We start from the raw sequence: 14,544 nt of genomic DNA, 5'->3' as shown, positions 1-14,544 counted from the left end.
TGGCGATTCTGGGACCAGACGGCCGGCTCAGCGCGCAGTGCGGCCATGCGAATCCGACGCCACCGCGTGACCGGCTTCGTCCGAGGGCACCACGTGCACGACGCGGTAGTTGTTTTCGCGCAGCCAGCGCAGGAATGCCGGCATCATCTCGGCGGTCTGCTTGCGCGGATCGTGAAACAGGATGATGCCGCGGCCGGTCGCCGTCAGCCGCTCGGTGATCAGCTTGAGCTGTTCGTCCGGAGTCATCGGATTCCAGTCGCTGGCCCACAGATCGGCGCCGAACACCGGAATGCCGCGCGCCTGCAGATCATCGAGCAGCGCCGGGGTGGATTCGAAATACGGGAAGCGGAAGAACCGCGTGGTCGCCACCGGAATGCCCTTGGCGCGCATCACCGCTTCGTCGGCCGCGATGCCGCGATCGATCTCGGTGAGCGCATCGGCATGGCTGAGCGCCGACAGATGCTGATGGGTGTAGGTGTGATGACCGATGGTATGACCGCCGGCCGCGATCCGCCGCACCATCTCGCCCATCTCGGAGGCCGGCTTGCCGACCAGGAAGAATGTGGCGCGGACGCACTCGTCGGCGAGCGCCTTCAGCACGGTCGGGGTCGTCGCCGCCGGACCGTCGTCGAAGGTCAGCACGACCTCGCGGTCGGCGAGGGGCAGGGTCTGCGGAAAGCTCTTCAGGCCGACGCGCGGATACGTCGCCGGATCGACCGTCAACACCCGCGAGGTGCCCAGCGTCCCCGGACGGGGGCACTCAGCGGCCTGTGTGTTACCTGCGAGTGCGGCGAGTGCGACCAAGGCGGCCGCGGTGCGCGCGACGATCACGACACCCTCCCGACTGGCGGATTGCTGCAGGGTGTCATGATTATCATTGCGCTTTGCTTCACCGATTGGTTATTGCCACGGGCATTCGCGCCGCCGTTCGACAGTGCATCTTGCCCGATGGCGCCCGATTTCTGCAACCAGTAAAACCCGCGGGAGCTCCCATGACCGACGACGTGGATGCGGTCGTGCGGCCCGATCTGGCCGCCCTCGATCCTGCGGCAATGCGGGATGACGACGGTGACCTCCGGGCCGAGTTCGTCGAGGCGGTGTCTCGTGCGATCGCTGCCGAGGATGCCGGCTCGTTGCGGTCCCTGGTCTCCGAACTCCACGAGGCTGACCTCGGCGACCTGATCCGGGCGCTGGATTCCGACGAGCGGGTCCGGCTGGTGGAACTGACCGGCGCTGATTTCGACTTTTCGGCGCTCAACGAAGTCGACGAAACCGTCCGCGAGGAAATCCTCGAAGAGCTGGAGCCGGAGACCGTCGCCGAAGGCGTCCGCGAACTGGATTCCGACGACGCGGTCGAACTGCTCCAGGTGCTCGACGAGGAGGATCAGGAGGAGATCCTCGACAAACTTCCGCCGTCCGAACGCGATGCGCTGGAACGCAGTCTGGACTATCCGGAAAACTCCGCCGGCCGGCGGATGCAGACCGACTTCATCGCGGTGCCGCGCGACTGGACCGTGGGCGAGGCGATCGACTTCATGCGCGAGACCGCGGAACTGCCGGAGCGGTTCTACGAGATCTACGTCGTCGATGGGGTCAATCACTGGCAGGGGGCGGTCTCGCTCGACCGGCTGCTGCGCTCGCACCGTAACGTACCGCTGACCGATCTGGTCGACGAAGACCGACGCAAGGTCTCCGTCGACGAGGATCAGGAGGAGGTCGCGCGGTTGTTCGGGAAGTACAATCTCGTGGCCGCGCCCGTTATCGACGCCCACAACCGACTGGTCGGCGTGATCACCATCGACGACGTCGTCGACGTCATCGAGGAGGAGGCCGACGAAGACTTGAAGGCGCTCGGTGGCGTTTCCAGCGGCGAAGAACTGTCCGACCGGGTATGGACGATCGCGCGCGGCCGGTTCAACTGGCTGCTGGTTAACCTCGCTACCGCGTTCCTGGCATCCTCGGTGCTCGGGCTGTTCGAGGATCAGTTGCAGCAGATGGTGGCGCTGGCGGTGCTGGCGCCGATCGTTGCCAGCCAGGGGGGCAATGCCGCGACCCAGACGATGACGGTTGCGGTGCGGGCGCTGGCCACCCGCGAACTCGGCGCCTGGAACGCGGTTCGGGTGGTGATGCGCGAAGCGCTGGTCGGTTTGGTGAACGGCGTCGCGTTCGCGCTGATCACCGGGATCGCCGCCTATGCCTGGTTCAAGGTGCCGGGCCTCGGGATCGTCATCGCGCTGGCGATGATCTGCAATCTGGTGGCTGGGGCCCTTGGGGGCATTTTGATACCCATGGCGCTGGAGCGGATGCGTGCCGATCCGGCGGTGGCGTCGGGTACCTTCGTCACCACAGTGACCGATGTGGTCGGGTTCTTCGCTTTCCTTGGTATCGCGACTGCATGGTTCGGGTTGAAGTGAAGGCGACGGTGCGATGAGTTCCGTTGGGAGGCTGCCGCTTCGGCCCGGAACCTTGGCTTCGAGATGAGTTCCGATCGAGGAACACGCCGGGGCGCTGGCGGCGGGGCCGCGCTGCTTGGCACCGGGAACAAATCGGTAAGCTCGTCGCTCTGCAGCGATTGGCAGCCGGGGGCGATCGGTCCATACTACTAAAGATCAGTCTGCGTCATCGACATGCGGGACGATCACCATGCAGTCCGCGGAAACGCATTTCGTCGAAGCCCACGGGGCCAGGATTCCGACGCTCGGGCTCGGCACCTGGGAGCTCAGCAAACGCGTCTGCTCGCGTGCCGTCGAACAGGCGATCCGGCTGGGCTATCGCCACATCGACACCGCGCAGATCTACGGCAACGAACGCGACGTCGGCGAAGGCATCCGCAATTCTCACATCCGCCGCGACCAGATCTTCGTCACCACCAAGATCTGGACAACGCATTTCGCACCCAATGATCTCATTCGCTCGGCCAAGGAGAGCCTGGTCAAGCTGCGGCTGTCCGAGGTCGATCTGTTGCTGCTGCACTGGCCCAATTCGCACGTGCCGCTGTCCGAAACGCTCGGCGCGCTCGCCCAGGCTCGCGCGCTCGGCCTCACGCGACACGTCGGCGTATCGAATTTCACCGTCGCGCTGATCAACGAGGCGGTGACCGTCTGTCCGGCGCCGTTGGTGTGCAATCAGGTCGAGTACCATCCGTTTCTGGATCAGCAGAAGGTGCTAGCCGCCTGTGCCGCCCACGGCATGGCGCTGGTGGCCTACAGCCCGATCGCCCGTGGAAATGCCAAGTCGAGCGAGATACTGACCAGGATCGGTGCCGCGCACGGCAAGTCCGCGGCGCAGGTCTGCCTGCGCTGGCTGATCCAGCAGAACGTCGCCGCGATCCCGCGCAGTTCGCGGCTCGAGCGGCTGGAGCAGAACATCGACGTGTTCGATTTCGCGCTGTCGGAGGCCGAGATGCGAGAGATCTTCGCGCTCGGCAGTCCGACGGGACGACTGACCACCACCGCGACCGCTCCGGCGTGGGATTGACGACCACGCCGCCGTTGACCTCCTGGTCGGAATCCCGCACGTCGCGGACACGATCTTCAGCGTGCGCCGGTGACCGATGTTCTTCCTGCTCTCCAAGATCCTCGGCTTCTTCATTCATCCGTCCAACACGATAGCGATGATCTGCGTGGCTGGTCTGGTGCTGCTGCTGACGCGGTGGCGGCGGGCGGGGCGGGCGCTGCTGATCGGCGGCGTCGTGCTGCTGCTGATCGCCGGCTATTCGCCGCTCGGCAACGTGCTGTTGCTGTCGCTGTCCGAACGCTACCCGCCATGGCACGACGCCGGCCGCGCCCCGGACGGGATCATCGTGCTCGGCGGGGCGATCAATTCCGAGGTCAGCGCCGCGCGCAATACGGTCGAGCTCGATGCATCCGCCGAGCGCGTGCTCGCCACGCTCGATCTGGCGCGGCGTTATCCGCAGGCACGGATCGTCTACAGCGGGGGCAGCGGCAACTTGATCCAGCGCTCGGCTGCCGAAGCGCCGCTCGCCGGCGAGTTGCTGGAGCGGTTCGGGCTCGCTGCCGGCCGCGTGGTGCTGGAGGACCAATCGCGCACGACCGCCGAGAACGCCGCCAATACGCGCGCGCTGGTGTCGCCCAAGCCCGGCGAACTCTGGCTGCTGGTCACCTCGTCATTCCACATGCCGCGGTCGATCATGGCGTTTCAAGCCGCCGGCTTCGACGTGGTCGCCTATCCGGTGGATTGGCGGACACGTGGTCGCGAAGACGTGGCGCTCCCGTTCGCGACGCTGGCGGCGGGACTGGCGCGCACCGACGTCGCCGCGCACGAATGGGCAGGGCTGTTGGCCTACCGGCTCGGCGGCAAGATCCCGTCACTGCTGCCGTCGCCGTAGCGCGCCGCTCAATCGTGCCGGGGCAGGCCGAGCCGGTACACGCCGCGGAAATCGTTCGGATCGGCCGGCTTTCCCTTGCGATAGATCACCAGCCGTCCGGCCAGCGCCAGACCGACCGCCGCGCGGCGGATCGGCATCAGCAGCGCGTGCCAGTCACCCTCGGGGCGGAGCGCGTGGGCGATCTCCGGGGCGCTGAGCGTGCCGTGGCCGGCTTTGCTCAGCACGGCGAGAATGTCGTCGTCCAGGGCGGGGACAGGAGAGGCGGGGGCGGGCGCGGGCGCCGAATCGTCAGCAGTCATCTGCTAGGACGTGCCGCATTGGTCGGCGCGCCGCAACCTCGACAGATTGACAGCCGCATCGGCCGTGGATTGATTGCCGATCGATGCTTCGCTGCGGGAAATGAAGGGAGTTTTCGGCCATGGCGCGGACGCTGGTGATCGGCAACAAGAACTACTCGTCGTGGTCGATGCGGCCATGGATCGCGCTGCGGGCGACCGGGGTGGAGTTCGACGAGGTCGTGATCCCGCTCTACACCGGCGATGCCGACAAGCGGCGCATCCTCGCCTTCACGGCCGCCGGCAAAGTCCCGGTTCTGGTCGATGGCGACGTCACCATCTGGGATTCGCTGGCGATCATCGAATACGCCGCCGAGCGCTTTCCCAAGGCCCAGCTCTGGCCCGATGACGTCGCCGCGCGGGCTCACGCGCGGTCGGTATCGGCCGAGATGCACTCGGGCTTCGCCGCGCTTCGCAACGAGTGCGGCATGAACATCCACCGGCCGGTGGGCGCCAAGCCGCTGTCGGACGCAGCGCACGCCGATATCGCCCGGGTTCAGGAGATCTGGACCGACTGCCGGCACCGCTACGGCCGGTTCGGGCCGTATCTGTTCGGCCGCTTCACCGGCGTTGACGCGATGTTCGCCCCCGTCGTGCACCGGTTCCGGACTTACGCGGTCGAGGTCGATCCGATCGTCCAGGGCTACATGGAGGTGATGATGGCGTTGCCCGCGTTCCAGGAATGGACTCAGGCGGCCCTGGCCGAGACTTGGATCATCGACAAATTCGAAACCGCCTGACTCAAGGGGATTGATTCCCAGCGCCCCGTCGTTTCGGGCTTGTCACCGCCTAGATCGCTGAAAAACAAGCAAAATCGGGGCGCCAGCCATGCGTGAATCACTGGCCAGGAGACCTCCTCGCGTGCTATAAGCGCGCGGGGCTTGGGGGGAACCGATCACACCCGGCGACAAGGGGCGGATCGGTAATCAAGTGGCGCAGGAGTTGAGCGTTGAAGCACAAGTTCGTGGTAGGTGAATCGGTCTATTTTACCGCCAGCAACGTTGCCCGTCCGGCAGCCAGCGGGATTTATGAAATCGTCCGGCTGCTCCCGACCGATGGGTCTGACTGTCAGTATCGCATCAAGAATATGTCCGAGGCGTTCGAGCGAGTCGCCAAGGAAAGCCAGCTCAGCGTCTGCTGAGCCGCGCGTCGTCATCCACTCCAGGACTTAACTGCCTCTGAGATCATCATCGCTGTCCCGACTCCTCTTCACGGAGGCAGGGGCAGCGATCTCGGGGACTGTTTCGACGAGTCTTTCGCTCTTTGCTCTTCCGCGCGCCTTCCGGTGTTTCCCAAGTTTGGCGTTCTGTCGCCAAGTCTGGCGCTGTTTCTTTGACTCTCGCTTTGTCTTGCACCGTTTTTCCGTTGCTCTTGCGCATTTTCTCGTTGCGCCAATTTTGGTCGTAAAGCCGGTGTTCAGTCGCCGGATCGGCGCATAGGGGACAACGCGCATGGATTGGGCTGCTTGGTCGGCGTCGCTCGACCGAATTCTTCATTCACCGGCTTTTCCGATGTGGGCGATGGTGGCGGTTGCGGCCTTCGTGGCGCTCTTGGTGCTGATCACGCTGCTGCGCGCCGATAAGTCGTTCGCCAATGGCGCGCTGGTGGTAATCACGCTCGGCGCGATCGGTCTGGCCGGCTATGCCGGCGTTCGCGGTCTCGGCAATGCGGGCGCCACCGCACAGGCTCCAGGCGAGGCGCGTGACCCGGTCGCCAAGGCGATTCCGGCGCTTGCGTGCGTCGACGACCTCGCCGGCGACATGGTGCTTTCGGCCTGCGAAAAAGCGCTGTTCAGTTCGCCGGAGACCGTTGCGGCCGCTGTGTCCTATGCGTCGGCCCGGCTGGCCCGACTGACCGCGCTGGGGGATGCCGCCGCTGCGGACAAGCAGATGACGCCGGAGCTGGCACGCCTGCGCCGCGCGATCGAGCGCGACCGCTACGGCCTGATCGCTTACGTGTTGGCGTCGCAGGATCGCTGCCAGCCGACCGACTGCCCGGCGTTTCGATCGCTCACCGACACCAGCCGGATCGCAGCCAACATCGGCGAGCATCTCTATGAGACCACCTTGACCCGCTACGCCCCGAGCTGGGGCGGCCCAATGTCGGCAGGCTTCGGCGGCGCGCCCGCAAACGGTGCCACGACTCCTGCGCAGGCAGCCGTGCCGGCACCCGCGGAAGCCCCGAGCGGCAAACCCACCGATATCGATTTCCCGACGTCGGCCTCGATCCCGCCTGTCAGCATCATGGCGCCGGAGCCTGGGCAGGGCGCTGCGAGTGCCGGTTCGGCCCGACCGGCCACCGCGCCCGCAGCGCATGGTGCCGCAGCCAATGCCAAGGCCGCCCCCGCGGCGGCGGCCAAGAGGGCTTCCGCTCCCCCGGCCGCTGCCCAGGCGACGGCCAATCAGACCGCAAACGGTACTCCCGCGTCGACCCCGCCGGCCAAGAGGCCGCCCGCTCCTCCGAAGCCGAAGCCGCTCGCGCCGGTGCAGCTTGCGCCGGGAGCTCCGGCCTCGGATAACTGAGCGGCGGCGTCGGCCGGCGCAGGAAACCTGGACTCAATGGCACTGCATCTGATCAAGCTCGCCGTCGGCTGCGAGTCGGTGAAGGATTTGACCCAGCGGGTGACGGAACGCGCCAAGCAGGCCGGCCGGCACATCCACATCACCCGAATGGTCCCGAAGCGGGACGCCGAACTGCTCGATGGCGGATCGCTGTATTGGGTGATCCGGGGCGAGATCGCGGCGCGGCAAAAGCTGGCCGCGATCGAGCCATTTCGCGACGGTGAAGGAATCAGTCGCTGCCGGCTGGTGCTCGAACCGAAGGTGCACCCGGTCAGCCCGCGTCCGATGCGACCGTTCCAGGGCTGGCGCTATCTCACCGCGGCGGACGCGCCGCAGGACCTCGGCAACGCCGCCGAGGGGATCGCGGCGATGCCGGAGCCGATGCGCCGCGAATTGCGGGAGCTCGGGCTGCTGTAGGCGACGTCCGCCGCCGCGTCGTCGAGAACCTATGCGGTCTCAGACCGCGATGTTGTCGATCAGCCGGGTCTTGCCGAGCTTGGCGGCGACCAGCAGTCGGATCGGACCGTCCTTGCGCGATTTGATCGGAGCCAGCGATTCCGCATGGCGGGCTTCGAGATAGTCGAGCACGAAGCCTGCGCCAGCAATCAGTTCGGCGCCGGCCGCCAGGGAGGCGTCGATGCTCTTGCCGGCTTTGATGCGCCTGGCGACCTCTTTCATCGCCCGGTACAGCGTCGGCGCCAGCGCGCGCTCTTCGTCCGACAGATAGACGTTGCGCGACGACATCGCGAGGCCGTCGCGTTCGCGCATCGTCGGCGCGCCCACCACCTTCACGCCCATGTCGAGATCCGCGGCCATCCGCGTCACCACGCGAAGCTGCTGGAAATCTTTCGAGCCGAACACCGCGACGTCCGGCCGGCACTGGTTGAACAGTTTGCCGACCACGGTGGCGACGCCGCCGAAGAAATGCGGACGGAAGCGATCTTCAAGGCCGGCGACGGCCGGACCTTCGGTGATGATCCTGGAGGAGAAGCCTTCCGGGTACATCGCCTTGACGTCCGGATTCCAGATCAGGTCGACGTTCTCGGCGGCGAGCTTGGCGGCGTCGGCCTTGAAGGTCCGCGGGTACGAGCCGAAATCCTCGTGCGGGGCGAATTGGGTCGGATTGACGAACACCGAGACCACCACCTTGTCGGCGCGCCGCTTCGCCAGCCGCACCAGCGACAGGTGCCCGTCGTGCAGGGCGCCCATGGTCGGCACGAGCGCGACGCTGGCATTGCGCCGGCGCAGCTCGGCGAGTGCGCGGCGGAGAGCGGGGAGGGTGCGGGCGACGACGGGAGGACTGGACATCGAAAGCTCGATCGCGATCAGCGGGACCATGCCGCACGAGGCGGCTGCGGAAAGGAATCCGATCTTATCAAGCCGTGTTGCCGACCGCCACCGCGGCGACCGACCGGCGGCAGTGCGTTAAGCCTGACGGCGGGCTGACGACGCGTGCCGGATTCATCATGAAGCGCAAAGCCGCTTCCGTCCCGATCCAACTTCAGCAATTTGCTTGACCCTCGTCGTCACCGATTTGAAGATCAACGGCGAAGGGGAGATCGATGCTGATTGAGGCTTCCGAAAATCAGTCCGGCCCGGCGCGGGTCATCGTGCTCGGCAACGAGAAGGGCGGCTCCGGAAAATCGACGCTGGCGCTGCACATCGCGGTAGCGTTGCTGAAGGCCGGTCAGCGCGTGGCGACGATCGATCTCGATTGCCGGCAGCGGAGCTTCACCCGCTATGTCGCCAATCGCAGCGCCTGGTCGGAGCACGCCGGGCTCGATCTCGAATTGCCGCGGCACTGCTGCCTCAGCCTCGGCGAGACCATGCAGGTCGCCGACAACGAAGCTGCCGAATTTCAGCAATTCGCCGACGCGGTCGCTGCCGTCGAGCACGATCACGACTTCATCGTGATCGATACGCCGGGATCGGATAGTTATCTGATGCGACTGGCGCATTCGATGGCCGACACGCTGGTGACGCCGATCAACGACAGCTTTCTCGATTTCGACGTGCTCGGGACCGTCGACCCGACGACCTTCGAAGTAACGGGCGAAAGTCACTACGCTGCGATGGTGATCGATGCGCGGCGGCGGCGGCGCCAGCTCGACGGTTCCGACACCGACTGGATCGTCGTTCGCAATCGGCTGTCGACACTCGGATCGCGAAACAACCGGGTGGTCGCCGCCGGGTTGAAGGAACTCGCGATGCGGATCGGTTTCCGGCCGCTCGACGGGTTCGCCGAGCGCGTCGTGTACCGGGAGTTCTTTCCGCGCGGACTGACGGCGTTGGATCAGCTCGACGAGACGACCCTCGGCACCCGGCCGAGCATGGGGCACGTGACTGCGCGCGAGGAGGTCACTGATTTGCTGCGCAGGCTGAAGTTGCCGCTCGACGAGCGCGGTCGCCGCCGCGCCGCCAACCGCGCAGAGTGGTTCGCCCAGGCCGGCACGCCGCTGGAGCTGCACGACATCGTCGGCGCTTAGTTGCGCGACGTCCGGATCGGTCCGACCTTGCTGGTGATCCGGAAGCCCGAATGAGGACGGCATTGCGCGACACGGCTTCTTCTCGGGAGATTTCGATCGTCTGCAACCGCCGTGGAGAATGATGGCCGCGCGCTGGCGGGGCATTGTGCAGATGCCCAACGAGGTGGCGTCGATCTGCTAATCTTTGATCTTTCTGTCATACGACTGTGATTTATAGTCCCATTGTCGATCGTTTCGGGCAGGGCTTCCGATCGACGCGGGATGGATGATGGCACGTGGAATCACAGTTCTTCTGGCACTGTGCCTCGTTTCGGCGGTGGCTTACTTCACCGCCTCGAAATGGGCGATCCGGCATCAGACGCTGACCTTCTACGACGCCTCGCGTCAACGGCCGGTGGAAGTCGCCGTCGCCGTTCGACGCGACAAGGAAATGCAGGCCGACGCCGGCTTGGCCGAGCTTCCGGTCGTCGTTCTCAACCACGGCAACACGGTGAAGTTCACCGAGTACTCCTTCCTTGCCAACCTGTTCGCGGTGCGCGGCTATCTGGCCGTGAGTATTCAGCACGATCTGCCGACCGATGGTCCGCTGGTCACCAAGGTCGGCGAACCGTATGTCGGGCGACTGCCGGTGTACGAGAAGGGCGTTGCGAACATCGATTTCGCGATCGCACAGTTGAAGACGATCGTTCCCAATGCCGACTACCGTCGCCTCACCATGGTCGGACATTCCAACGGCGGCGACATTTCGATGTACTACGCGCAACTCAATCCCGAGCTGATCCGGCGTGTCGTGACGCTCGACAATCTGCGGGTGCCTTTCATGATCGACGGCAAGTTCAAAACTCTGACGTTCCGGTCGGAGGATCCGGTGTTCAAGGCCGATCCGGGCGTGGTGCCGGACCCCGATGTTTGCGATCAGGCCGGGATCACCGTGGTCAAGACCGGGTTTCAGCACACCGAGATGAGCGATCGAGGTCCGGAGCGCGTCAAGAACGCGATCGCGGCGTCGCTCGACAAGTTCCTGGACGATGGCGGCATCGCGATCGGACGAAGTCCGCGCCCCCACGGTCCCGGCACGGTGGCATCGGCGAAATAGCTCTTTGGCCGACCGCATTGACGCTCGATCCGGCCGTCGCCACATAGGTCTCGCAGAGCCTTTAGCGAGTGCCGATGTCCCGCGAGCCGACTCCAGTTTCGATCCAGCCTTCCGTCCGCGAGAACGAGACGGTGGCGCCTTCGTCGTCGGCGGAGATTGCCGCCTTCGTCGCCAGGGCGCGGGCGATGGCGCCCGATGCAGTGGGCGCGCGCGGCCGTCTGGTGTTCGCTCTCGACGCCACGATGAGCCGGCAGCCGACGTGGGACATGGCCTGCGCTCTGCAGGCCGACATGTTCCGCGAGGCTGAAGCGACCGGTCGTCTGGACATCCGCCTGGTGTACTATCGCGGCTTCAACGAATGCCGGGCCTCGGGCTGGATTTCGTCGAGCGCCGAGCTGGCGCGGCTGATGGGCAAGATCGACTGCCGTGGCGGTCACACCCAGATCGGTCGGGTGCTGTCGGACGCCCGCAAGGAGGCGATCGCCTCCGGGGTGCGCGCCATCGTGTTCGTCGGCGATGCTATGGAAGAGCAGGCCGATGAGCTTTGTGCCCGAGCGGGTGAGCTCGGCATGCTGAAAGTGCCGGTCTTCCTGTTCCAGGAAGGGGGCGACCCGGTCGCTGAGCAGACTTTCCGAGAGATTGCGCGACTGAGCGGTGGAGCATGGTGCAGGTTCGATCCTGGCGCCGCAGCGCAGCTCCGCGAACTGTTGCGCGCCGCCGCGGCCTATGCGGCAGGCGGCCGCGCGGCGCTGCAGCGGCTCGCCGGCAGTGGCGGCGGAGCTGCGCTGTTGCTCAGTCAGATGCGGTAGTCGAGCTGGACTGCGGCCCGGTGCTTTTTCCGATGCCTCGCCTTATATTGTCGCCATGCCTACGCTGATTGCCGGCGCTATCGCCGTTCTGGTGCTGTACACGCTGCTGCAAATGCTCCGGTCCGCCAACCCGGCGGTGCTGGCACGCGCGCTGAAGATCGCAGGCGGTGTGGTCGCGCTGGCCGCGGCCCTGTTCACAGGCGTCAGGGGCGAACTGGCGGTGGCGATACCGCTCGGTCTGTTCGGCGCCGGGCTGCTCGGCTGGACACCGCTCCAGAACGCCGGCTTCGGCAATCTCGGCGGCCTGTTCGGCGGCGGAGCGCGCTCGCGCGGCCAGGCCTCGACGGTTCGGTCGCACTATCTTGAAATGCTGCTGGATCACGACAGCGGCGCGATGACCGGACAGATCCTGAAAGGCCCCAATGCCGGCCGTTCGCTCGACGAGTTCGACCTCGGCGAGCTTGCGGCAATGCTTGCGGGCTTTGACGCGGAGAGCTGTGCGCTACTCGAAAGCTATCTGGACCGCCGGTTTCCCGCTTGGCGTCAAAACGCGCATGGAGACACGGCAGGGGGGCAGCGAAGCCAGCCGTCGGGCAGCAAAATGACGACCGAGGAAGCCTATCAGATCCTTGGCCTGCAGCCGGGCGCGGGGCCGGACGAGATCGGGCGCGCCCACCGCACCCTGATGAAGAAATTGCATCCCGACCAAGGGGGGTCGACGTACCTTGCCGCCCGGGTAAACGCGGCCAAGGATACCTTGCTTCGCACGCATCGCAGCTAACTCCAGCAACGCAACTTTACGCTACAGACTGCGAGTGTCCTGATCCCCGAATTGACGCCCCGGGTCGCCCGCCGTTTCGGCGTGGCTGTTGATTCAACTCTTATCGATCAATCATTGACGAGTGGTTTCGTCGCGGGATCCGCCCGCAGGATCGTTGCAGGACGATGTTCTGTAGCGCCCCCGGCTGCCACAAATGCGAACGCGACCGGACAGGTCCGGTCGCGTTCGGAAAACGGCCTTGCGGCGGCGATCAGTTCTTGATGGTGAAGCAGGAGATGTCGGAGCGCTTCAGCTTGCGGCACGCCGCCTCGGCTTCGTCGCGTTCCAGGCCGGCGAACCGGGCGCGATACAGCTTGCGATCGCCCTTGGTGGTGACGGTCTCGGTGAAAGGATCGGCCTTTCCGAGCAGACCGCTGGCTTGTTCCCGCGCCGCTTCCAGCCGCTTGCGCGCCTCGTTTTCGCTTTCCAGAGCGCCGACCTGGATGATCCAGCCGGTATGGGCAACCGTCTTGATCGCGCCTTGCTGTTGGACGGCGGGAGCCGGCGCGGCAGCGGTGTCGGCATAGGCCAGGGCTTGAGAATTTCGAGACGGCACACTGGAGGCCGGAAGCACGCCGAGGACGCCTTGGCCGGTGCCGTGACCGGCGGGCTGCGGGATCGTTTCCGGTCGGGTTTCGGCGCGGGCGATGGCGGTTCCGGAGGTTTCCGCCGGATCGCGACGCTGCGGCGGGATTGCACTGGTAACCGGCGGCGCGGCCACCGCGGAAGCGAGCTTGATCGGAGCAGACTTGACCTGAACCGTCTTGACCCGGACCGGCTTCATCGGTTCGGCGGAGCCGGGGACGATCACCAGCGGCTTGGTCTCGATGGTGCCGCTGTTGAACGGGCCGGGCTCGGGCTTTGGTTCTGGGGCGGCGGCGGAACGGGTGAGCGGAGCGGCGGGGCGGGGCGTTGGAAGCACCGTTTCGGGCGCGGCGGATGCGACCTGAACCGCACCTTGCACCTGGACCGGGGGAGCGCTGCGGCTGGTCTCCGCGACCTCGATGTCGTCGGAACCCGACGAGCGCTCGGTGATGGCGGCGACGGTCCGGCGGGTCGCGCCCTTTTCCAGATTCTCGGCGAGCAGATTGCGCATGATGGCGTCGCGCGAGCCGCCACTGCGACCGCCGAGCACCACGCCGACCAGGAAGCGGTTGCCGCGGTGCATCGAGGTGACAAGATTGAATCCGGAGGCCCGGGTGTAGCCGGTCTTGATGCCGTCGACGCCTTCGACGCTCCCGAGCAGCCGGTTGTGGTTCCGGATCGACTGGCCGCGGTAAGCGAATACGCTGGTCGAGAAGTAGCGATAATAGCGTGGGAAACGATCCTGAACGGCGCGGCCGAGGATCGACTGGTCCCGGGCGGTGGTGACCTGCTCGCTGTTGGGCAGGCCGGATGCATTGCGATACACGGTGCGCGACATGCCGAGGGCGCGCGCCTTGCGGGTCATCATCCTGGCGAATTCAGCCTCGCTGCCGCCGATCGTCTCGGCGATCACCACGGCGGCGTCGTTCGCCGAGCGGGTCACCAGTCCCTTGATCGCGTCCTCGACCCGCAGCTTCTGGCCCGGGCGCAGTCCGAGCTTGGTCGGGGCTTGTCCGGAGGCGAATTCGGACACTTCCATTTCGCTGTCGAGCGAAAGCTTGCCCTGTTCGAGTCGCTCGAACAGCAAATACAGCGTCATGATCTTGGTCAGCGATGCGGGGTGACGCTGGCTGTCCGGGTTGGTGGCGCTGAGCACCGCGCCCGAATTGCCATCGACGATGATCGAGGCGAAGGCGGGATTGTAGGCGTTGCGTTCGACGTGGTGGCGGGCGTGATTCTTGTGGCGCCGCCTCGCATCGGCGGTATCGGTTGTGAAGATCACCGCAGCGGAGATCGTGGCCAAGCCGAGCACGCAAACTCGCAGCGCGCGCGAGCGGAAAGAAATATTGCGGTGCATGAACGTCCCCGTCCGATCTTTCATCATTCACCGGACCGTGAGGCAGAATTAAGCCCGCGCAGCCCGGAAACGTCAGAATCCAGCGTTGGAATCACTCGCTAGCCCGGCACCAGCGGCTGCGCCCGAGAGGCGGATAAGCGGCTGAAT

General features: G+C 65.8%; 15 protein-coding genes. 11 read left to right on the top strand and 4 right to left on the bottom strand.

Annotated elements, in window-relative coordinates:
* Positions 1 to 27 precede the first annotated feature (27 nt).
* Positions 28 to 831 carry a polysaccharide deacetylase family protein gene (locus FLL57_RS11250; RefSeq protein ID WP_013501985.1) on the bottom strand — a complete coding sequence of 268 codons (804 nt, stop codon included), beginning with the start codon at positions 829 to 831 and terminating at the stop codon, positions 28 to 30.
* 161 nt (positions 832 to 992) lie between these two features.
* Between FLL57_RS11250 and mgtE the strand changes: the two genes are divergently transcribed.
* The 3 genes from mgtE to FLL57_RS11235 all read left to right on the top strand — a co-directional run bounded on the left by mgtE (position 993) and on the right by FLL57_RS11235 (position 4,348).
* Positions 993 to 2,414 (top strand): magnesium transporter, encoded by a 1,422-nt coding sequence (gene mgtE / locus FLL57_RS11245; RefSeq protein WP_013501986.1) that lies wholly within the window; start codon positions 993 to 995, stop codon positions 2,412 to 2,414.
* A 229-nt stretch (positions 2,415 to 2,643) separates the two neighbouring features.
* Positions 2,644 to 3,477 (top strand): aldo/keto reductase, encoded by an 834-nt coding sequence (locus FLL57_RS11240; protein WP_013501987.1) that lies wholly within the window; start codon positions 2,644 to 2,646, stop codon positions 3,475 to 3,477.
* 76 nt (positions 3,478 to 3,553) lie between these two features.
* Positions 3,554 to 4,348 carry a YdcF family protein gene (locus FLL57_RS11235; protein ID WP_142882925.1) on the top strand — a complete coding sequence of 265 codons (795 nt, stop codon included), beginning with the start codon at positions 3,554 to 3,556 and terminating at the stop codon, positions 4,346 to 4,348.
* An 8-nt stretch (positions 4,349 to 4,356) separates the two neighbouring features.
* Here the strand turns inward: FLL57_RS11235 and FLL57_RS11230 are convergent, their stop codons facing one another.
* Positions 4,357 to 4,647 carry a DUF3253 domain-containing protein gene (locus FLL57_RS11230; protein ID WP_013501989.1) on the bottom strand — a complete coding sequence of 97 codons (291 nt, stop codon included), beginning with the start codon at positions 4,645 to 4,647 and terminating at the stop codon, positions 4,357 to 4,359.
* Between the two features lie 119 nt (positions 4,648 to 4,766).
* On the opposite strand from FLL57_RS11230, the gene FLL57_RS11225 reads away from it, so the two are divergent.
* From FLL57_RS11225 to FLL57_RS11210, 4 genes are all read left to right on the top strand, one after another.
* The gene (locus FLL57_RS11225; protein ID WP_013501990.1) at positions 4,767 to 5,423 is read left to right on the top strand and encodes a glutathione S-transferase family protein; all 657 of its coding nucleotides are present in this window, start codon (positions 4,767 to 4,769) and stop codon (positions 5,421 to 5,423) included.
* Positions 5,424 to 5,632: 209 nt separating this feature from the next.
* Positions 5,633 to 5,824, top strand: coding sequence for a hypothetical protein (locus FLL57_RS11220; protein WP_013501991.1), 192 nt, complete (start codon positions 5,633 to 5,635; stop codon positions 5,822 to 5,824).
* Positions 5,825 to 6,134: 310 nt separating this feature from the next.
* Positions 6,135 to 7,205, top strand: a complete 1,071-nt coding sequence (locus tag FLL57_RS11215) for a hypothetical protein (RefSeq protein ID WP_047309182.1) — start codon at positions 6,135 to 6,137, stop codon at positions 7,203 to 7,205.
* A gap of 36 nt (positions 7,206 to 7,241) precedes the next feature.
* Positions 7,242 to 7,661, top strand: a complete 420-nt coding sequence (locus tag FLL57_RS11210) for a DUF1489 family protein (protein WP_013501993.1) — start codon at positions 7,242 to 7,244, stop codon at positions 7,659 to 7,661.
* 39 nt (positions 7,662 to 7,700) lie between these two features.
* On the opposite strand, the gene panC is transcribed toward FLL57_RS11210, so the two are convergent.
* Positions 7,701 to 8,552: a pantoate--beta-alanine ligase gene (panC, locus tag FLL57_RS11205; RefSeq protein WP_047309209.1), complete on the bottom strand. Its 852-nt coding sequence runs from the start codon at positions 8,550 to 8,552 to the stop codon at positions 7,701 to 7,703.
* 254 nt (positions 8,553 to 8,806) lie between these two features.
* Between panC and FLL57_RS11200 the strand changes: the two genes are divergently transcribed.
* The 4 genes from FLL57_RS11200 (at position 8,807) to FLL57_RS11185 (ending at position 12,416) form a co-directional block, all read left to right on the top strand.
* Positions 8,807 to 9,730, top strand: a complete 924-nt coding sequence (locus tag FLL57_RS11200; protein ID WP_047309181.1) for a division plane positioning ATPase MipZ — start codon at positions 8,807 to 8,809, stop codon at positions 9,728 to 9,730.
* A 268-nt stretch (positions 9,731 to 9,998) separates the two neighbouring features.
* Entirely contained in the window at positions 9,999 to 10,826 is an 828-nt protein-coding gene (locus FLL57_RS11195; RefSeq protein ID WP_013501996.1) for an alpha/beta fold hydrolase, read from the top strand.
* Positions 10,827 to 10,900: 74 nt separating this feature from the next.
* Complete coding sequence (locus tag FLL57_RS11190) at positions 10,901 to 11,635, top strand: hypothetical protein (protein WP_047309180.1); 735 nt, start codon at positions 10,901 to 10,903, stop codon at positions 11,633 to 11,635.
* 55 nt (positions 11,636 to 11,690) lie between these two features.
* Positions 11,691 to 12,416, top strand: coding sequence for a DnaJ domain-containing protein (locus FLL57_RS11185; protein ID WP_013501998.1), 726 nt, complete (start codon positions 11,691 to 11,693; stop codon positions 12,414 to 12,416).
* 250 nt (positions 12,417 to 12,666) lie between these two features.
* Here the strand turns inward: FLL57_RS11185 and FLL57_RS11180 are convergent, their stop codons facing one another.
* Positions 12,667 to 14,397 (bottom strand): serine hydrolase, encoded by a 1,731-nt coding sequence (locus tag FLL57_RS11180; protein ID WP_013501999.1) that lies wholly within the window; start codon positions 14,395 to 14,397, stop codon positions 12,667 to 12,669.
* Positions 14,398 to 14,544: the final 147 nt, after the last annotated feature.

Source organism: Rhodopseudomonas palustris, from assembly GCF_007005445.1.
GTDB lineage: Bacteria > Pseudomonadota > Alphaproteobacteria > Rhizobiales > Xanthobacteraceae > Rhodopseudomonas > Rhodopseudomonas palustris_G.
This window is presented reverse-complemented; position numbering and strand designations above follow the sequence as displayed.